This is a genomic window from Pseudoduganella albidiflava, from assembly GCF_004322755.1.
Classification (GTDB): domain Bacteria; phylum Pseudomonadota; class Gammaproteobacteria; order Burkholderiales; family Burkholderiaceae_D; genus Rugamonas; species Rugamonas albidiflava.
The window spans coordinates 2430171-2448203 of record NZ_CP036401.1; the positions used below are offsets into that span (position 1 = coordinate 2430171).

The following is an 18033-nucleotide window of genomic DNA, read 5'->3' on the forward strand; positions in this document are numbered from 1 at the left end:
CCACTATAGCCGTGCCGCCAGCCCCTGTCAGCGCTGCAGCAGCATCGAGCGGACGATGCCTTCCTTGGCCAGCACGTAGTCGTGCGCGGCCAGCACGAAGTTGGTCGTGGGCTGCACTACCTTCACGTTGATGAACACCATGTCGCTGGTTTCGGCATACGAGCCGACCACCACGGCCTGGGCGCTGTGCGTCTGCGCCACTTCGCCGATCTCGCGGGTGAGCATCAGTTCGCCCTGATTGCGCTTCAGGTAAACGGAGGTGCGCAGTTTCATTTCCAGCATCTTCAGGCCGCCCTGGGCCATGCGCGTGGACACTTGCTCGGAGATCAGGCGGCCCAGCGTGGACGTCTGGTCCAGCGCGTCGATGTTGACGATGGTGGCCATGATCAGCGGCTTGTCCGCCGACAGCTTGCCGTTCAGCTGGACCAGCAGCGCATCGGCCGCCTTGTAGTTGGCGCTGACGAACTGGTTCGACGACAGCGTGGCGTAGTTGGCCTCTTCCTTCGGCGGCGCGCTGGCGCAACCACCCAGCAATGCCGCGCACAGGAGGGGCAGGGCGACGGCGCGCATCAGCGGCCCCCCTGCACTTGGAATACCTTGCTCACTTGCTTGTCCTCTTCCTTGATGCCGTACAGCGCGCGGTCGGTATCGGCCACGTAGTAGGCCGATGTGGAACGGGCATGGTAGCGGAACTGGTCGCCGACGGACAGCGTGACGATGATTTCCGTCGCCGGCGTGGCGCCCTTGGCGAACTGGCTGTGGAACCAGTGGTAGGCATCGCCCGCGCCGGCCAGCGCGACCAGGCCCACGGTCGGGTCGATATCGGACAGCACCCAGGCGCCATTGGCGATCGCCGTGTGCGCGCCGGAGTAGCGGTACTGCGGGCGGTTCGGGCTGAACGTCACGGCCTGGATATCCAGCTCGACCTTCCAGGCGCCAGCCGGCGAGCGCGACACCACGAAGCCATCCTTGACCAGCGACGTGATGACCTGGTTCGTCACGGCGCGCTTGAACGGCGACGCATCCTTGTCCTCGGCGATGTGGAACGGGCGCTGCGGGTGCTTTTTCATCTCCGTCACCACGCGCTGTTCGATGTGGTCGGCGATCGCGTTCCAGTGCGCGGCGGCCTGCAGCTTTTCCTGGCGTGCGGTCGGGAAATTCGTGGCCAGCGGGGCGGGCGTGTAGGGAACGGCGCAGCCGGCCAGGGCGGCGGCAAGGGCGGTGGCAGTAGCGACTTTGGCAAGCATGGGAGAACCCGGAGTGAATAGCCGGGAAAGTGTAGCACGCGCCATTGCCGCACGGAAATCCCGCGTACCGTGCCGTGGCAACCGTGCGACGGCTTTGACGAAGTGCCAATCGCCATCACCGTCGCAGCTTATGGTCCGAAAAACCAGACCAGAAGCGCCAGCAGCAAGCCAGCGTTCAACAGCAGCGCCAGCCAGTTGAGCCAGCCGCGCCAACTCGTTGAGATAAGCGCTGCCAGCGCAGCGATCGACCCAGCCACGCTTCCGATCAGGACCGTGGCAACGGCGTTGACAAAACAGTGCATGCCGAACTGGCCGCATCTGGAAGCTTCGTCGGACAGCGCGCCAGTCCAGGCAAGCCGAGCGAGCAACAGAGTCGAGCCAAAGATCGCCAGGCTGACGAACGTGGCACGGCTGTAGCGCCGCAATGCGTTCTGCGGATTGCCCGGCATTAGCGCCTGCCCTTCGGCGGATGCGGTGTGATGGCCGAGTATTCCAACACGCAGGCTATCAGCGCCGGTTCTGCTTCATCGCCGCCTGCACTTCGCGCTTGGCGTCGTGGTCCTTCTCGGAGGCGCGTTTGTCGTGCTGCTTCTTGCCCTTGGCCAGGCCGATCTCGCACTTGATGCGGCCGCCCTTGAAGTGCAGGTTGAGCGGCACCAGCGTGTAGCCGGAGCGTTCGACTTTACCGATCAGCTTGTCGATTTCCTGGCGGTGAAGCAATAACTTGCGGGTGCGCACCGCTTGCGGGTGGATGTGGGTGGAAGCCGTGGGCAGTGCGCTGATATGCGCGCCAAACAGGTACAGTTCGTTATCGCGGATCGTAACGTAAGCTTCCTTGATCTGGACGCGCGCATCGCGGATTGCCTTCACTTCCCAGCCCTCGAGCGCGATGCCCGCTTCATAGCGGTCTTCGATGAAGTAGTCGTGGAAGGCTTTGCGGTTATCAGCGATGGTCATGTGAATTTCTTATGGAACGTGCCGCAGGCGCGGGTCGGTTAAACTACGGTCTTCATTCGCGCCAGGGCGCGATTTGTCCAACATGATATCAAACGGTTAAATAAATGGCGGTAGTGCACAAATCGGTATTCCTTGGATACAGCGCGCAGCAGATGTTCGACCTGGTGGACCGGGTGGAGGATTATCCCAAATTCCTGCCATGGTGTGGCGGCGTGGAAGTGCGGGAGCGGGGCGAGAATTCCGTGGTGGCGTCGGTGGGCATCAATTTCCATGGCGTCAAGCAAAGCTTCACCACGTCGAACGTGAATACGCCGCCCACCGCGATCAAGATGAACCTGGTCGACGGCCCGTTCAAGACGCTGCACGGCACCTGGACCTTCAAGCCGCTGCGCGACGATGCGTGCAAGGTGGAACTGGACCTGCAATACGAATTCTCCAGCCGCCTGCTCGAGCAGGTGATCGGCCCCGTGTTCGGCATGATCGCCAACAGCATGGTCGATTCGTTCTGCAAGCGCGCCGAAACGGTGTATGGCTGACAGCATGGCCGAGCGCATCAAGGTTTCGCTGAGTTACGCGCCGGCGCCGGGTCCGGATGCGAATCAGGTGGCGATGCCGATCCTGCGCGCGCTCGATGTCGACGCGGGCACCACGATCGGCCAGGCCATCGAGCTGTCCGGCATCCTGCAGGAAGCGCCGGAAATCAATCTCGTCACCATGCCGGTGGGAATCTACGGCAAGAAGAAAACCCTCGATACCGTGCTGCAGCCACGCGACCGTATCGAGATCTACCGTGCGCTGATCGCCGATCCGAAAGATGCGCGGCGGCGGCGCGCCAAGCGCGACAGCGCTTCCTGAGCGAGCGCCTTCCCGCCAGCGAAGGCCGCCAGCAGTGCCAGCCCGGCGCCGAGCATCGGCAGCATGCCCGGCTCGGGTACCGGCGTGATGGATTCGGCCTGCAGTTCGGTGCCATAGCTGAACACGCCACTCCCGTCGACGCCGCCATAGTTCTGCACCGACACCTCGAGGAAACCCGTGCCGTCCGGTGCCTGGTTGAGCCAGCGCACCTCGTCATGGGCGTTGCCGAGGCCGGCCACGTCGAGCCACACCTCTACCGCCCCGGCCTCCAGCCGTTCGCCGGCGCCCGGCGGCGGTTCGGTCGACAGGCTGACATCGTATGGCACGCTGAACACGACAGCCGTGTTCGGCGCCAGCGTAAACGCCGTCGAGCCGGTGTCGACGGCAAGGTGGCTGATGGCCGCCAGGCCGGGCTCCGTCACCAGCACCTGCGTCTCCACCGCCGCCGCCAGCAGGGCGCCGGAAGAAGATTCGCGGCCGGCGAGGCTGAACTGCGCCGTGGCACGCAGCGACACGGTACCCTGCTCGACGGCATCCTCGATGGGCGCGGGGTGTGTCCAGGTCGGGAATGCCGTCTCGGTGGACGCGCCATCGAGCGTCAGGTGAGCGACCGCCATTGGCGCGACAGCGCTGCCCGAGGTGCCCGCGAATGTGATCGATGGATCGATGCCGTCGGCCAGGTCCAGGTCGACAAGGATGAAGGTGAGGGGGCCGAGTGACGCGCCCGCTTCCGCGGCGGTTGCCGTGGCAGGGACGGTGGAGAGAAACGCCGCGGCGGAAAACGCGGCGCTGATGAAGGATGGGCGCAATGGCAAGCACAATGACAGGCGCTTCATGTCGGCCTCGCTGCTGGCTGGTGAATCCAGTCAGCCTAGCACGCGGCCCGCGGTCGAGCGGGGCTCTTTCAAGGCCTGTTGTACCAATACGCCAACATTAAAAGTCCAGCATGCGGGGCGCGATGCCCAGCGCCATGGCGATGCGTTCCCGGGTGGAGCGGCGCGGCCGCAAGCCCACTTCCTGCTGCGCATAAGCCGGCTGGGTGATGCCCATGCGGGTCGCCACTTCCAGTTGCGTCAGGCCCAGGTATTCACGCCATGCGCGCGCCGGCGTCCAGGCGTTTTCGGCGATCATGCCCACTACCTGGTGCGGCACGTCGGTGTCCTTGTGGCGCGACTGCGTCTGCATGTAGGTGGTATATGGGATGACGACATACACGGGCTCCCCATTGGGCCCGTTAATGATCTGCACGTTCGTGAAAGCATTCATTTTTCGCTCGCTGGTCGGTTCAACGGATAAGGCTTTGCTTAGTCTGGCTTATATCGTTGAGACGACCGCGGCTATGATGGGCGCTCTTGTGCGTGGTCAAACTTTATTGCTGGCAATGGGTGGCCAGCGTGTCGCGATTGCGCCGCACCTGTTCCGCTTTCTGCGGTTCGTCCAGAAACGCCTGCTCGCCGTTGCGGTCCGTGGTGGCGATGCGGATGCCCGATTCCAGCACGCGCAGGTTGGCCCGCGCGTTGTCGCACGCGGCCGCGCCGGCCGCCTTGTTCTTCGCCTGCTGGTCAGCCTTCCGTGCCTGCTCGGCTGCTTCGGTACGGCGCTTGTTGAACTCGGCATTGCGGTCTGCCGTGGTGGGCGCGCTTTTCTCTTTGCCCGTAGAGGCGCCTGTTCCCGATGCCGCCGCGGGCGCCGGCTCCGCCATTTCGCGGCGGAGGTCCGGCATCTGGCCGCGCGGCGCCTTCAGGATGCGCGATGCCGGCACCGACGGTGGCGGGGGCCGGTCCGACAGGTGCCGCTTGTTGTTGGCATCCTTCCATTCCCATTGCGCGTGAGCTGCCGCGCCGCAGGCCAGCAGCAGGGCGCCCAGCATCCATTGCCTTGGTTTCATTCGATTTGTTTCCGTGAAGAATTTATGTGATTGGACCGCGATCGCGCCCGGGTGTCAATCTCGAAAGCACCAACTTTTCCATAATGCAAGGACTTATTGCGTCAACTTCTGTATAATTCACTTTTGCGCCGATAGGAAAACTACCATGCGTCTTCTTCAAAAAGCACTCACATTCGATGACGTGCTCCTCGTTCCCGCGTACTCGAACGTCCTGCCTGCCAATACGTCCCTGCGCACCAAGCTGACCCGCAATATCTCGCTGAACATCCCGCTGCTGTCGGCCGCGATGGATACCGTCACCGAAGGCCGCCTGGCGATCGCAATGGCGCAGGAAGGCGGCATCGGCATCATCCACAAGAACCTGCGCCCGGCCGACCAGGCCCGCGAGGTGGCGAAGGTCAAGCGTTTCGAAGCCGGCGTGCTGCGCGACCCGATCACGATTCCGCCGGACATGAAGATCCGCGACGTGATCAAGCTGACCGAACAGCATGGCATCAGCGGTTTCCCGGTAGTCGAAGGCGCCCAGGTGGTGGGCATCATCACCAACCGCGACCTGCGGTTCGAAGAAGAGCTGGACGCGGAAGTGCGCGCCAAGATGACGCCGCGCGAAAAGCTGGTAACCGTCAGCGAAACGGCCGATACGGCCGAGGCCAAGCGCCTGATGAACAAGCACCGCCTGGAGCGCGTGATCGTCGTCAACGAAGCCTTCGAGCTGCGCGGCCTGATCACGGTAAAGGACATCCAGAAATCCACCGAACACCCGAACGCCTCGAAAGACCAGCACGGCAAGCTGCTGGTCGGCGCGGCCGTGGGCGTCGGCGCGAAGGATGAGGAACGCATCGACCTGCTGGTGGCAGCCGGCGTCGACGTGCTGGTGGTGGATACGGCGCACGGCCACTCCCAGGGCATCCTCGACCGCGTGAAGTACATCAAGACGAAATACCCGCACGTGGACGTCATCGGCGGCAACATCGCCACCGCGGCCGCGGCGAAAGCGCTGGTCGAATACGGCGCCGATGCGGTGAAAGTCGGCATCGGCCCCGGCTCGATCTGCACCACCCGCATCGTGGCCGGCGTGGGCGTGCCGCAGATCACCGCGATCTCGAACGTGGCGCAGGCGCTGGAAGGCACGGGCGTGCCCTGCATCGCCGACGGCGGCATCCGCTTCTCCGGCGACATCAGCAAGGCGCTGGCCGCCGGCGCGTCGACCGTGATGATGGGTTCCATGTTCGCCGGCACCGAGGAAGCGCCGGGCGAAGTGATCCTGTACCAGGGCCGTTCGTACAAATCCTACCGCGGCATGGGTTCGCTGGGCGCGATGGCCGAAGGTTCGGCCGACCGGTACTTCCAGGAAGCCTCGGCCAAGGCCGACAAGTTCGTCCCGGAAGGTATCGAAGGCCGCGTGGCCTATAAAGGCTCGGTCCTGGCGATCATCTTCCAGCTGGTGGGCGGTGTGCGCCAGTCGATGGGCTACTGTGGCTGCGCCACGATCGACGAACTGCGCGAGAAAGCGGAATTCGTCGAAATCACCTCCGCCGGCATGCGCGAATCGCACGTGCACGACGTGCAGATCACCAAGGAAGCGCCGAACTACCGTTCGGAATAAGCTGTCCCTGAAACGCCGGCGTTCCTCGACGCCGGCGTTTTTCCTCCGCATTCCGCTTCCTGTTTTCTTCTTGTTTTCTTCTTTGTCCGCTTTCTCCAGTCCAGTAAAGCCAATTACATGCACTCCAAGATCCTCATCATCGATTTCGGCTCCCAGGTAACCCAGCTGATCGCACGCCGCGTGCGCGACGCCGGCGTGTTCTCCGAGGTCTATCCGTACGACGTGTCGGAAGAATTCGTCCGCAACTACGGCGCTTCCGGCGTGATCCTCTCCGGCAGCCACAACTCCACGCTGGAAGGCGATTCGCCACGCGCGCCGCAAGCCGTGTTCGAACTGGGCGTGCCGGTGCTGGGCATCTGCTACGGCATGCAGACCATGGCGGCGCAGCTGGGCGGCAAAGTGGAAAATGGCCTGGTGCGCGAATTCGGCTACGCCGAAGTGCGCGCCCGCGGCCATACGAGCCTGCTGAACGGCATCAACGACTTCGTCACGCACGAAGGCCACGGCATGCTGAAGGTGTGGATGAGCCATGGCGACAAGGTGCTGGACATGCCGCCGGGCTTCAAGCTGATGGCCTCCACGGAAAGCTGCCCGATCGCCGGCATGGCCGACGAGGAGCGCAAGTTCTACGCCGTGCAATGGCACCCGGAAGTGACGCACACGGTGCAGGGCAAGGCTATGCTGGGTCGCTTCGTGCACGAGATCTGCGGCTGCAAGTCCGACTGGAACATGCCGGACTACATCACCGAAGCCGTCGAGAAGATCCGCGCCCAGGTGGGCACCGATGAAGTGATCCTCGGCCTGTCCGGCGGCGTCGATTCGTCGGTGGCCGCCGCGCTGATCCACCGCGCCATCGGCGACCAGCTGACCTGCGTGTTCGTCGACCACGGCCTGCTGCGCCTGAACGAAGGCGAGATGGTGATGGACATGTTCGCCAAGAACCTGGGCGTGAAAGTCATCCGCATCGACGCCGTCGACCAGTTCATGGGCCACCTGGCCGGCGTGACCGACCCGGAACAGAAGCGCAAGATCATCGGCCGCGAATTCGTCGAAGTCTTCAACGCCGAATCGGCCAAGCTGACCAACGCGAAATGGCTGGCGCAGGGCACCATCTACCCGGACGTGATCGAATCGGCCGGCAAAGGTAAGAAGGGCCAGACCATCAAGAGCCACCACAACGTGGGCGGCCTGCCGGAGCACATGAAGCTGCAGCTGCTGGAACCGCTGCGCGAACTGTTCAAGGACGAAGTGCGCAAGCTGGGCGTCGCGCTCGGCCTGCCGTACGAAATGGTCTACCGCCACCCGTTCCCGGGCCCGGGCCTGGGCGTGCGCATCCTCGGCGAAGTGAAGAAGGAATACGCCGACCTGCTGCGCCGCGCCGACGCGATCTTCATCGAAGAGCTGCGCAACACGCCGTACGAAGCGGTGGTGGTGCCGGGCTTCGACCAGGATGGCGCGCCGCGCAACTGGTACGAAGCCACCTCGCAGGCCTTCGCCGTGTTCCTGCCGGTGAAGTCGGTGGGCGTGATGGGCGATGGCCGTACGTATGACTACGTCGTCGCGCTGCGTGCCGTGCAGACGCAGGACTTCATGACGGCGCACTGGGCGCACCTGCCGCATGAGTTGCTGGGGCGGGTTTCCAATCGCATCATCAACGAGGTGCGTGGACTCAATCGTGTCGTGTATGACATTTCCGGGAAGCCGCCGGCGACTATTGAGTGGGAATGATGAGCTAGCCTGAATGCTCAGGCATTGACAGGCAATTCATCAACACTAAGCCCCTGATTTCAGGGGCTTTTTTTTTGCCCGTGCTCGGTAGATCGAGCAATATCTCGCAGCCCCGAGCAGCCACGATTGATGGGCATCACGCTGGTATCGGTTTTTTGAAACATTGCCAGCGAGCACGCAGTACCATCAGCGAGTACCGAACTGAACAAGGGGCAATGGTATCTATTCATCGGTAAGTCGCTGATTTTATTGATCAAATTAGTCCACTTGATGGTACCGGAACTTTGATGGTATCGGAACGCTCAAATACAAGTGTTTCGAGCATTTTCGATATCGGTGCAATGTCTATAACCCGTTGATCTGATTGGCCTTTGTCGTGTTCTGATGGTACTGGAAGGAGGGCGTAATGCTGACTGATGCAAAGCTGCGCAGCCTGAAGCCTGCGGAGCGGGCTTACAAAGTGGCGGACCGTGATGGCATGTATGTCGTGGTGAGCCCGAGCGGAGGTGTTTCGTTCCGCTACAACTACCGGATCAACGGGCGCCAGGAAACGCTCGTCCTGGGTAGCTACGGTCCGGATGGACTGACATTGGCAGGCGCAAGAGAGCAACTGATGAAGGCGCGGAAGCAGGTAGCGGAAGGCATTTCGCCCGCGCGGATAAAAGCTGAAACGATCGGCTTTCGAAAAGACCAGTTGCGATTCGGCGAGTGGGCGGAGGAATGGCTTGAAAAGTACAAGATGGCGGAGTCCACGCAAGACGCTCGCCGTTTCGTCTTCGAGCATGACCTGCGCAAGCCGTTCGGCGCGCTACTGCTGCACGAGATCACGGAGCAGGGGGTGCGGCAGCTGTGCGATCGCATCGTCTCCCGTGGCGCGCCGGCTGTGGCGGTGCATGCTCGGGAGATCGTCATGCTGGTGTTCCGTTACGCGGCCCAGCGTGGTGAGAAGCACCCGAATCCGGCCGATGGGGTGCCACCGGCCTCGATCGCCAAGTTCGAGCCGCGCGACCGTACTCTGAGCACTCACGAGATCAAGCAGTTCTACCGCTACCTGGACCGGACGCAGTGCGCGCCAACGATCCGCATTGCTGCGCGCATGCTCTTGCTGACGATGGTGCGCAAGTCGGAACTGACGGATGCGACGTGGTCAGAGATCGATTTCGCCAACCGAGTCTGGACTATCCCCGGGGTGCGGATGAAGCGGCGCAATCCACATAATGTCTACCTGCCGAACCAGGTGCTCGACATGCTAATTGCTCTGAAGACGTGTGCGGCCGGGTCGCGTTACTTGCTGCCATCGCGCTATGACCCGGACAAGCCGATGGCCGGCGCCACCTTGAATTTGGTGCTGCGCTCTGTCGTCGAGGCAGCGAAAGCGGATGGGGTGACGATGACCGATTTTTCGCCGCACGATTTAAGGCGCACCGGATCAACACTACTGCATGAAGCGGGCTTCAACAGCGACTGGATTGAGAAGTGCCTGGCGCACGAGCAGAAGGGCGTGCGGGCGGTGTACAACAAGGCTGAGTATGCGGAGCAGCGCCGGAACATGATGCAGCTGTGGGCCGACATGATCGACCAATGGGTTGCCGCGACGGAGTAGGTTGCTCGCTCAGAGAGCCGGTTCCCGCGATCGTTGTCCCGGCGCGGACTGGGGCAGGGCTGCCTGATGCTGGCGGGCGATCCAGTCGTCGACTTCCTGCAAGTCCCAGCCGACCATGCGTGCCGTGATGGAAAAGCGCTGCGGAAATTCGCCGCGTTTTTCCATTTCGAAAATGGTGCGGTCGCTCATCGGGACTTTGCGCAGCAGCTGCCTGCGATTGATGATGACGCGGCCGGGAACCTTCAGATCCTGCTCGGTGAGTGGGCGGGTTTTCATGGTGTGTTAGCTCCGATGACTGTCCTTCGATCGTAGAGCACGTGCCCGATGCGGCGAACGCTATCGGCATCGGTGCAGATGTAAATCAAGCGCAGCCAGGAAACTTCTCGATGCGTTCTGATCTGGATTGAATCCAGCCCGGTTCGGTGACGTCCAGCAGCGTGCGGCACCGTTCAATGCCGTGGGTGGCACTCATCCAGCGGAACTCACATACCGCCGCATGGTCAACCCGCATGGACAGCCCGGGAGGTGACATGGTTGAGCGTAGACAGATATCCGTGGAGGCCGCGGAAGCGGTGGCCGAGGTGCTGCTGGCAGACGCGATGCGGGAACGAAGAGAGAGGCTTGCCACGATCGCTGAAATCAGGCGCTGGTTGACGCCACGATGGTATTGGCCTCAGTGGTACGGTCCGTCAGTCTTAAGGCCGGGAGAGGCCATGTTTCATGCGAGGGCTACGTTGAGCGGGGACGCCATGCATGTGGCGGCCGCGTCGCCGTCAATACGGTCTGCGAGCTTGCATCATGATTCCATGCATTGCGCTTCCTGGACGCAGGGACCTGGCGAAGGCTGCTTCGGGAATGATTGGCATCAATGGGATCGGTGGCATGATGCGTCGCCGAATGTCTACGGCTTCGGTGATGAGGATTTTCCTGGGATTTATTCCGGTGTCGATACCTCGTTATGTTCGTCGACTTTGATATCAGGTGATCAGGATTGCTCGACGCACTGGTAGCCGGTAGGCGTGTGCGGGCCCTCTAATACGAGCGATGTTCCTCTGCGGGATTTCCGAGCATTGCTACGCTTTAACCCGGCTAGGACGCAGGCTGATCGTTGTCGTATTGTGGTCGTGCTGTGGCCCGGCTGTGACCTTTCGTGGTCGGAGTGTGGCCGCATTTGTGGTCGTCCCGTGGACGGTTTGTGGTCGTCAGCGGTCACTTCCGTGGTCGGCTTTGCAGCGAGGCACTGAAAATTATGCCCGTGTGCATCATTTTCCAAGCCAAATTGCTCAACGGTATTCGCGGGGAGGCCCCGCGGCCCCGAGGGCGTTCTCACACATCACGCAACCTGCGGTTGCGCAGCTTGCGCCTTCAAGCGCTCTTTGGGTCCGTCATACACTACTTGCTCCAGCAAGGAAGAGCACATACGACGACTGGGCTTTGACTAGCCGAAGCTTCGACATGCTGGGCTCGTGAAATCTAAGCAATTCGATAGGGCAAGCGAACACAGCTATAACGGCTCTTTGGCAATTTTTCAAAGAGCCACATTGGTATTCCGCTGAATCGCCCCGGCTTTCGTGGAGGCCGGTTGGTGTGAGTCAGGCCGCGATGGCTTGACCGCTCAGTTGCTTGTAATAGTTTGCCTCAGCTTCCGCTGGCGGTATATAGCCGAGTGGTCCGAGCAGGCGGTGATGGTTAAACCAGGACACCCATTCAAGCGTGGCCAGTTCGACCGCTTCGCGCGTCTTCCAGGGAGCACGGCGGTGAATCAGCTCGGCCTTGTAAAGCCCGTTGATGGTTTCGGCAAGGGCATTATCGTAGCTGTCGCCCCTACTGCCCACAGATGGCTCTATGCCCGCTTCTGCGAGGCGCTCGCTGTACTTTATCGATACGTATTGCGAGCCCCTGTCGCTATGGTGGACCAGGGAGTCGTTGCGCTCTGGCTGGCGCGCATACAGGGCCTGTTCCAGCGCATCGAGCACAAAATCGGTTCGCATCGAACTGCTTACTCGCCAGCCGACGATACGCCGGGCGAAGACGTCGATGACGAAAGCGACATAGACGAAGCCCTGCCAAGTCGACACATAGGTGAAATCGCTGACCCATAGCTGGTTTGGTCGCTGTGCCTTGAATTGGCGATTGACGCGATCGAGTAGGCATGACGCCGTGGCGTCGGCTACCGTCGTGCGCATGACCTTGCCACGTACCACACCGCGCAATCCGGCCTTACGCATCAAGCGCTCCACCGTGCAGCGAGCCACATCGGTTCCTTCACGCCGCAACTGATGCCAGACCTTATCGACGCCGTACACCTGCAGATTTGCCTGCCATACCCGCTCGATTTCCATGCTCAGGACGTCGTCACGCTGGGCCCGTGCGCAGCGTAAGGCCGGATTACGTTGCTGTGCTGCGTATCGCCAATAGCCGGACGGCGCAATCTGCATCACCTTACAGATCGACTCTACGCCGTAGGCGTGGCGGTATTGATCGATAAATGCCCTCACGGCTTGAAGCGGCGGTCGAGCTCCGCCTGGGCGAAAAATGCACTCGCCAGACGCAGGATCTCGTTTGTCTTGCGCAGCTCACGGTTTTCCCGCTCCAGTGCCTTGATGCGCTCTTCTTCAGCGGTGGTCGGGCCGGGCCGCTGGTCTGTGTCGCGTTCTTGCTGCCGCACCCAGCGCCGTAGCGTCTCTGGCGTGCAGCCGATCTTGGCTGCGATGGATTCGATCGCAGCCTACTGCGAGCTGTACTCGCTGGCTGCCTCGCCGACCATGCGCACGGCACGCTCGATGACCTCAGGGGAATATTTGGGTTGCTTCTTCATAGCTCTATTCTCTCAAACAATGGAGCCTCTACAAAACCCGGGGCGATCCAGTGCTAATCAATCCTATCCTTAAGCTATTGCCAATATGTAGCCATTCGTGACATTATCTGTAGGAAGTTCTAAAATCGTTATTTTCTATGCCAAAGAATTGATACTGATGAAAAAAAACCAACAAAAAAGTAGAAAAAGATTTTCGTCTGCGTATTCGTCGCTTTACTCCTCTGTGCTATCTGCTACATTACCTGATGACGAGTATAAAGCACTTATTGCAAATTTGATTCGCGATGATGACTTGCATGGTTTGCCTAGAAATCTAGATAAGCTAATTCTTACTCGCCGTTTTCGAAAACATTTTGCCGGATTACATACCGGCGTTATTGAAGCTGCGAAAAATGGGCTTTCTATTGGTGGACTTAGTGAAGAGCGCGCGTGGAGGCTGATACGGTTTACGCTCCAGAAAAATCAAGAACTAATAAACGAATTTACATCATTCCGTGAAGGAATCGATAGGGATATTTTAAATGGTAGTTATGATGCGGCACTTGGGAGTCTTGAAAATCTCAAGGAAAAGCTTGGTGAATCGATTTGGTATGTTCGTACTAAAATTCTTTTGTTGTCTGAATTAAAACGGCCTAGCGATCTGGCTAATTATTCTGATCACCTGCAATTAGGGATAGAAACCACACTGATTGGGTCAATATTACACTATGCGCGCGTACTGACTGACACTGATAGCCCTATCTCGGTGTTGGAAAGAATAATATTTTCGACGAGCGCTGAACTCAAGGATACGCCCTACGACGAATTTGCTAGCTTACTTGAGCTTCTATTTACGCCACAGCCACTGATGACTTCGAGAAGTTACTGGCCGGCGATTTTGAGGCTTCATGCTCTGACTGCTATAGATCAGTACACAATTCTTGAGAAGATACTACGCCTTGCTTTAGCTAACAACGAATTCAAACAATTGCTAGAAACTGATCAGATGCGTATAAGGGAGTTCAAGCAGTTGGTGAACGAAACAAAAATCCACGCGTTACAAAAGCTCTACAATGCCTTAGACCAAATTCAACTGCACCAGCGCTCAGAAATTGGCGATAGGCTAATAAAAAACTACGAACTCGGAATGTATGGCGACGTGATATCTATTTTCAACGAGAATCATGCCGAAATGCAAGATCCCCTAAATTACGCAAATATTTTAGCGAAAAGTCTCGTAAGCAATACGGATACGGAAGTTTCATTTAAGGCGCCAATTATTGATCGGGTAACTAAGCACTTAAAAAACATTTATGCTCTTTCAAAAAACACAAAAAATTCGCTAGAGGCGTTAAAATCGCTTGCAGTCAGGTTCAATAACGCAGGTTGGGCACCTCAGCTTCAATTGGCCGTATATAAAGCTTTGCCGTGGAAGTACGAAGAATCTGGTAGGAATATCGCTGCGCGTTTGGCCTTGCTATCAAGTGTTGAACCAACTCCATACTCACTTCTGATCGCGACAAGCCAATCTTATTTTGATGAGTCTGAAGTGCCGGGATATTGCGAACCCGTCCCGACCTATAGAATTTTGAAGCGTCGGGCGTTGCACGCAATTGATGAATCGCCCCGAGCAAAATTCACTGAGGATCTGCTAGATCAATATTTAGATGCAGAGAAAAGAATAAAAGATGGATTAGAAACGAGAGTTTTGTATTTTCTTAAATCCGGTAGAAAAGAAGAACTCTTGTGCGCGGCTGCTCGTTACCTTGTGGACATAGAGAGCGCTTATCTTGTACTTCCAATGGAACGTCTAATCGAAATCATTGAAACAGACGGCCACGCTAGCCTGGAAGCTGTGATCGTTGCATTCTATTATTACAGGTTCGTATCGCAGAATAAGGATTATGTCCTTAACGAATCATTTGAAGATTTACTTTTGCAACATGATATTTCGTTACCGAGCGAATTAATAAGGCGGGATGGGGCAGATGATAAGTTGAGCCAAGTATTTTATCGAGAGATTTGCATTCCTGAAGTATTGGATTTTCTATCATGCTTTAATAATATTCATGAATTGTTTGCTGAAAGAGTAAAGATACTTGACGAGCTATCGGAAAGGGAGTTGATCGATTCCGGTACTCGAAGTCGTGAAGTTGAGGATATCGTTGGCAGAGTAATCATTGAGACTGCTACCACGAATCTCAACGGGGCTAAGATTAGCGTTGATGAGAGCGCAATAAGGAAGAAGATACGTGTTGAAATTGCCAACCTAGTAACATTGTTTGACCAACATATCAACAGCGCTGAAGAAAGATTTACGATAACGCTCGACCAACCGGTCTTCGGGAAAGCTCATGGTTACCTATCCGGAGCGCGTAACGCCATTATATTAAGGTTGTGCAACTTGGTAATGGAGGCTTTCATGTTTGATGAAAAATTCGGTCTGGACAAGGCTCTTAGCGGCGAAATTAGACACGGATTCTTTTCTAATTTGATGCATGCAAAGCTAGAGGAAAAGAAACTTTTAGCAGAAACCGACGCGAAAGGATTTTATCTCCCAAATGATCACTGGCGGGAGATTAATCACCTTGTTTCAAAATCTGGAATGGAGGAGATTGAGCAAATTTTGAACAAGTTTGGGGAAGACCTTAATTCCCTAATCGCGGAAGCCGAGAATTGGATGAAAATAAAAACTGCTGCTACTGGTGGCTCAGCGCTCATAGAATATGAGTTATCCAAAGATGACTTTGACAAAATTTATGCTTATGTAGAGAGTGAGAAGGATCCAGATGCTATTTGTATGTTCATTTTTCGAATATTATGGGAACATATCGATAACTCGTTAGACGGTATTCGCGAAAGATTGAATGGTCAGTTTAGGACTGATTTGGACGGACTTTTTCAGGTTCTTGAGACTAACCTGTTGCATCTCACTCGTCACATGTCGTTGGTGGAGCTGCGCGGAGCTGTATCGCAAGTCCGAAATGAAGTACGCGATGATATATCAACTGCTGCGGAGTGGTTTCGTCGTGCGACCAGCAATGAGATTCTTGCTGGAACGATGGATAGGGCAATTGCAATTGCCATTACTTCTTTTGAAAGGGTAAAAGGTGGTGTGTTTGCGATCGATACAAACCTTTCAGCCAGTCTAAACCAAGTTCCAATTGACAATACGGCCGTAAAACCACTAATTCTTGCTTTGGTCAATCTTCTAGATAATTGCTATCGTCATAGTGGATTATGGTCGCGCACTAAAGTAACAATAAACGGCAAGGTGGTTGATAATCTGGTAATTTTGGAAATTCAAAATGACCTTATTGCTGAAAAATCGCTTACGTTGACCAGTGAATTCATATCTGCAATTCGTAGCAAAATTTCAAATGCTGATTCGTTAAATCTGATTAGAACGGAAGGTGGCTCGGGACTTGTGAAGGCATTTAATAGCATCGCAAGTCTAGGGGGGGGGACACGGCTTGATGTCGCGATGATTGAGGGAAAATTCACAGCTACTATTTACTATGAACCAAAAAATACTACTGGTTGAAGATAATCCTTATAAACAATCTAGGATTTTAGATTTTCTAAATTCACTAGATGGTAGCATACAGATTACTACTGCCGCTTCATTCACCAGTGCATGTCAACGCGTACTAGAACAAGATTTCACCCTAATAGTTCTGGACGTTAGCTTACCGACCTATGATCGTTCTGCATCAGATTCTGGCGGGAAATTTCGTATTTTGGCTGGTAGAGAAATTGCTCGAAAATTAACACGTGCAAAAAGTAAAACGAAAATAGTTTTTCTAACGCAATATTCTTCATTTAGCGATAAGGGGAATTCGTACACTTTTGATTCGCTAGCTAAACAATTGCGTTTGGACTGTGGAGATTCTTTTGTTGGAATGGTGTTCTTTGATGCCACCTCTGCATTATGGAAAGAAGCATTAGAAAGTATTGTCAAAGAAATAAAATATGAAAATAATAATTTGTGATGATGATGTTGTTCGGCGGCAACGTCTGGTTGGGTTTTTAAGTTCTATCGACAAAACTTCTAGTTTCAAGGTGCATGAAGTAAGTACTACAGATGAGGTTTCAAAGCTGTTATCTGATCAGTATTTTGATGCACTCGTCCTTGACGTAGTTGTGCCCAAGCGTTCCGATGATACCCCAAGTGCTCATAACGGCTCACGATTGCTCAACCAGATCTGTAATGGCCGGAAATTGCGGAAACCTGAGCGAATTATTGCGCTGACCGCCTACCTAGAGGATATTCAGCAGTATCGCAGTGCCTTCGCAGATTTCGGAGTCGCGGTCGTGGAGGCGAGAACTCAGCAACCTGACTGGGAAAATGCTGTGCTTGATTCCTTAGCCTATACTGCAGAGTCGCAAGTGGCTAGAGCTCGGTTGCCGCTTCTGAACGTTATATCTGTGCATGGAATTCGAACATATGGAGGATGGCAACACAAGCTTCAAGCCTTAGTCACTGAAAGTGCAGGCCATGTTGAATTCCATCACCACAAATACGGCTATTTTTCTGCTCTATCGTTTTTGCTTCCAACATCTAGAGATGTAGAGGTTAATCGTCTGATAGCGCACTTGTCAGGTGTCTTCAATAAAGATCGCGAGAAGAAATTTATAATATTTGCTCACAGCTTTGGAACTTTTCTAGTTGCAAATGCTCTTGAGGAGCTATATCGTCAAGGATATAGAAATGTTCATCGTATAGTTTTAAGTGGGAGCGTACTTCGCTCAAATTACGATTGGCGATTTTTAAATGGCTGTGGTGTGGAGATAATTAATGATTGCGCACAGAACGATCTAGTGCTATGGGTTAGCGAGGCTGTGGTACTAAAGACCGGAATGGCAGGCAAGGTAGGATTTTATGGCATTCAAAACCCGAGCATTACCAACCGTTTCCAATTGGGAGGGCATAGTGTCTATTTTTACGGGTTAACTTTTATGCGGGAATTTTGGATTCCACTCCTTGATCCCTCGGTGCCCGTCGCTCAGTTTGATAAGCGAAACGAACCCGGTGTTATCCATCATTTTGTTGAGGGTATAATATCCTTTATAGGTAAAATTAAACCCTATCTATATGCTTCTGGAGTTCTTTGGGTACTTTACCGTATGGGACTATTCTCTTTAGCTAAGTAATCTGGATGAATTGTTGAATTAGCCTAATGCAATCTGGCGTGTGGTGGTCCTGTACCAGTGTACGTTGCATAATAACTGTGAAGAGGTGCCAAAGTTTTAGGTTCTCAAATACTAGCGGGAAGAATTCCGAATGGTTGATTCTACCTCTTCTCTGCCTGCGGGGCATGACATTCCGATGCGGTTAGCGAAACTCGGCGA

General features: G+C 55.9%; 16 protein-coding genes, 1 pseudogene and 1 other annotated feature. Of the genes and pseudogenes, 8 read left to right on the forward strand and 9 right to left on the reverse strand.

Annotated elements, in window-relative coordinates; genetic code table 11:
* Window positions 1-27: 27 nt before the first annotated feature.
* The 4 genes from EYF70_RS10245 to smpB all read right to left on the reverse strand — a co-directional run bounded on the left by EYF70_RS10245 (window position 28) and on the right by smpB (window position 2204).
* On the reverse strand, window positions 28-570 hold the full coding sequence (locus tag EYF70_RS10245) for a FlgO family outer membrane protein (RefSeq protein ID WP_131145304.1): 543 nt from the start codon (window positions 568-570) through the stop codon (window positions 28-30).
* Window positions 570-1247, reverse strand: coding sequence for a hypothetical protein (locus EYF70_RS10250; RefSeq protein WP_131145305.1), 678 nt, complete (start codon window positions 1245-1247; stop codon window positions 570-572). Before EYF70_RS10250 ends, EYF70_RS10245 begins: the two co-directional genes overlap by 1 nt.
* Before the next feature lie 128 nt (window positions 1248-1375).
* Window positions 1376-1696 carry a hypothetical protein gene (locus EYF70_RS10255; protein WP_131145306.1) on the reverse strand — a complete coding sequence of 107 codons (321 nt, stop codon included), beginning with the start codon at window positions 1694-1696 and terminating at the stop codon, window positions 1376-1378.
* A gap of 58 nt (window positions 1697-1754) precedes the next feature.
* On the reverse strand, window positions 1755-2204 hold the full coding sequence (smpB, locus tag EYF70_RS10260) for an SsrA-binding protein SmpB (protein ID WP_130188867.1): 450 nt from the start codon (window positions 2202-2204) through the stop codon (window positions 1755-1757).
* A 104-nt stretch (window positions 2205-2308) separates the two neighbouring features.
* On the opposite strand from smpB, the gene EYF70_RS10265 reads away from it, so the two are divergent.
* Window positions 2309-2740 carry a type II toxin-antitoxin system RatA family toxin gene (locus EYF70_RS10265; RefSeq protein WP_131145307.1) on the forward strand — a complete coding sequence of 144 codons (432 nt, stop codon included), beginning with the start codon at window positions 2309-2311 and terminating at the stop codon, window positions 2738-2740.
* Entirely contained in the window at window positions 2733-3059 is a 327-nt protein-coding gene (locus EYF70_RS10270; protein WP_229420796.1) for an RnfH family protein, read from the forward strand. Before EYF70_RS10265 ends, EYF70_RS10270 begins: the two co-directional genes overlap by 8 nt.
* Here EYF70_RS10270 and EYF70_RS10275 read toward each other — a convergent pair.
* The 3 genes from EYF70_RS10275 to EYF70_RS10285 all read right to left on the reverse strand — a co-directional run bounded on the left by EYF70_RS10275 (window position 2990) and on the right by EYF70_RS10285 (window position 4947).
* Window positions 2990-3895: a hypothetical protein gene (locus EYF70_RS10275; protein ID WP_131145308.1), complete on the reverse strand. Its 906-nt coding sequence runs from the start codon at window positions 3893-3895 to the stop codon at window positions 2990-2992. The two genes, EYF70_RS10270 and EYF70_RS10275, sit on opposite strands and share 70 nt — an antisense overlap.
* A gap of 97 nt (window positions 3896-3992) precedes the next feature.
* Complete coding sequence (locus EYF70_RS10280) at window positions 3993-4325, reverse strand: helix-turn-helix domain-containing protein (protein ID WP_131145309.1); 333 nt, start codon at window positions 4323-4325, stop codon at window positions 3993-3995.
* A gap of 103 nt (window positions 4326-4428) precedes the next feature.
* Entirely contained in the window at window positions 4429-4947 is a 519-nt protein-coding gene (locus EYF70_RS10285) for a DUF4124 domain-containing protein (protein WP_131145310.1), read from the reverse strand.
* A gap of 145 nt (window positions 4948-5092) precedes the next feature.
* On the opposite strand from EYF70_RS10285, the gene guaB reads away from it, so the two are divergent.
* From guaB to EYF70_RS10300, 3 genes are all read left to right on the forward strand, one after another.
* A complete protein-coding gene (gene guaB, locus EYF70_RS10290) occupies window positions 5093-6553 on the forward strand; it encodes an IMP dehydrogenase (protein WP_131145311.1) in 1461 nt (486 codons plus the stop codon).
* 117 nt (window positions 6554-6670) lie between these two features.
* On the forward strand, window positions 6671-8281 hold the full coding sequence (gene guaA / locus EYF70_RS10295) for a glutamine-hydrolyzing GMP synthase (protein ID WP_131145312.1): 1611 nt from the start codon (window positions 6671-6673) through the stop codon (window positions 8279-8281).
* 406 nt (window positions 8282-8687) lie between these two features.
* Complete coding sequence (locus EYF70_RS10300) at window positions 8688-9884, forward strand: tyrosine-type recombinase/integrase (protein ID WP_131145313.1); 1197 nt, start codon at window positions 8688-8690, stop codon at window positions 9882-9884.
* A 9-nt stretch (window positions 9885-9893) separates the two neighbouring features.
* Here EYF70_RS10300 and EYF70_RS10305 read toward each other — a convergent pair whose 3' ends face one another.
* The gene (locus EYF70_RS10305; protein WP_165497611.1) at window positions 9894-10160 is read right to left on the reverse strand and encodes a helix-turn-helix transcriptional regulator; all 267 of its coding nucleotides are present in this window, start codon (window positions 10158-10160) and stop codon (window positions 9894-9896) included.
* Window positions 10161-11476: 1316 nt separating this feature from the next.
* Window positions 11477-12702, reverse strand: a pseudogene (locus tag EYF70_RS10310) (IS3 family transposase).
* Window positions 12308-12424: a sequence feature (AL1L pseudoknot), on the reverse strand. (Overlaps the previous pseudogene by 117 nt.)
* A 97-nt stretch (window positions 12703-12799) precedes the next feature.
* On the opposite strand from EYF70_RS10310, the gene EYF70_RS10315 reads away from it, so the two are divergent.
* The 3 genes from EYF70_RS10315 to EYF70_RS10325 are packed head-to-tail and all read left to right on the forward strand — an operon-like array spanning window position 12800 to window position 17835.
* Window positions 12800-16225: a hypothetical protein gene (locus EYF70_RS10315; RefSeq protein ID WP_131145314.1), complete on the forward strand. Its 3426-nt coding sequence runs from the start codon at window positions 12800-12802 to the stop codon at window positions 16223-16225.
* Window positions 16200-16673, forward strand: coding sequence for a response regulator (locus EYF70_RS10320; protein WP_131145315.1), 474 nt, complete (start codon window positions 16200-16202; stop codon window positions 16671-16673). The genes EYF70_RS10315 and EYF70_RS10320 overlap by 26 nt, the downstream gene beginning before the upstream one ends.
* A complete protein-coding gene (locus EYF70_RS10325) occupies window positions 16654-17835 on the forward strand; it encodes a response regulator (RefSeq protein WP_131145316.1) in 1182 nt (393 codons plus the stop codon). The genes EYF70_RS10320 and EYF70_RS10325 overlap by 20 nt, the downstream gene beginning before the upstream one ends.
* The last annotated feature ends 198 nt before the right edge of the window (window positions 17836-18033 follow it).

Excerpts from the sequence above, each read along its gene's own strand:
- EYF70_RS10245 (WP_131145304.1), bottom strand. The coding sequence starts at position 570 with ATGCGCGCCGTCGCCCTGCCCCTCCTGTGCGCGGCATTGCTGGGTGGT.
- EYF70_RS10250 (WP_131145305.1), bottom strand. The coding sequence starts at position 1,247 with ATGCTTGCCAAAGTCGCTACTGCCACCGCCCTTGCCGCCGCCCTGGCC.
- EYF70_RS10255 (WP_131145306.1), bottom strand. The coding sequence starts at position 1,696 with ATGCCGGGCAATCCGCAGAACGCATTGCGGCGCTACAGCCGTGCCACG.
- smpB (WP_130188867.1), bottom strand. The coding sequence starts at position 2,204 with ATGACCATCGCTGATAACCGCAAAGCCTTCCACGACTACTTCATCGAA.
- EYF70_RS10265 (WP_131145307.1), top strand. The coding sequence starts at position 2,309 with ATGGCGGTAGTGCACAAATCGGTATTCCTTGGATACAGCGCGCAGCAG.
- EYF70_RS10270 (WP_229420796.1), top strand. The coding sequence starts at position 2,733 with ATGGCTGACAGCATGGCCGAGCGCATCAAGGTTTCGCTGAGTTACGCG.
- EYF70_RS10275 (WP_131145308.1), bottom strand. The coding sequence starts at position 3,895 with ATGAAGCGCCTGTCATTGTGCTTGCCATTGCGCCCATCCTTCATCAGC.
- EYF70_RS10280 (WP_131145309.1), bottom strand. The coding sequence starts at position 4,325 with ATGAATGCTTTCACGAACGTGCAGATCATTAACGGGCCCAATGGGGAG.
- EYF70_RS10285 (WP_131145310.1), bottom strand. The coding sequence starts at position 4,947 with ATGAAACCAAGGCAATGGATGCTGGGCGCCCTGCTGCTGGCCTGCGGC.
- guaB (WP_131145311.1), top strand. The coding sequence starts at position 5,093 with ATGCGTCTTCTTCAAAAAGCACTCACATTCGATGACGTGCTCCTCGTT.
- guaA (WP_131145312.1), top strand. The coding sequence starts at position 6,671 with ATGCACTCCAAGATCCTCATCATCGATTTCGGCTCCCAGGTAACCCAG.
- EYF70_RS10300 (WP_131145313.1), top strand. The coding sequence starts at position 8,688 with ATGCTGACTGATGCAAAGCTGCGCAGCCTGAAGCCTGCGGAGCGGGCT.
- EYF70_RS10305 (WP_165497611.1), bottom strand. The coding sequence starts at position 10,160 with ATGAAAACCCGCCCACTCACCGAGCAGGATCTGAAGGTTCCCGGCCGC.
- EYF70_RS10320 (WP_131145315.1), top strand. The coding sequence starts at position 16,200 with ATGAACCAAAAAATACTACTGGTTGAAGATAATCCTTATAAACAATCT.
- EYF70_RS10325 (WP_131145316.1), top strand. The coding sequence starts at position 16,654 with ATGAAAATAATAATTTGTGATGATGATGTTGTTCGGCGGCAACGTCTG.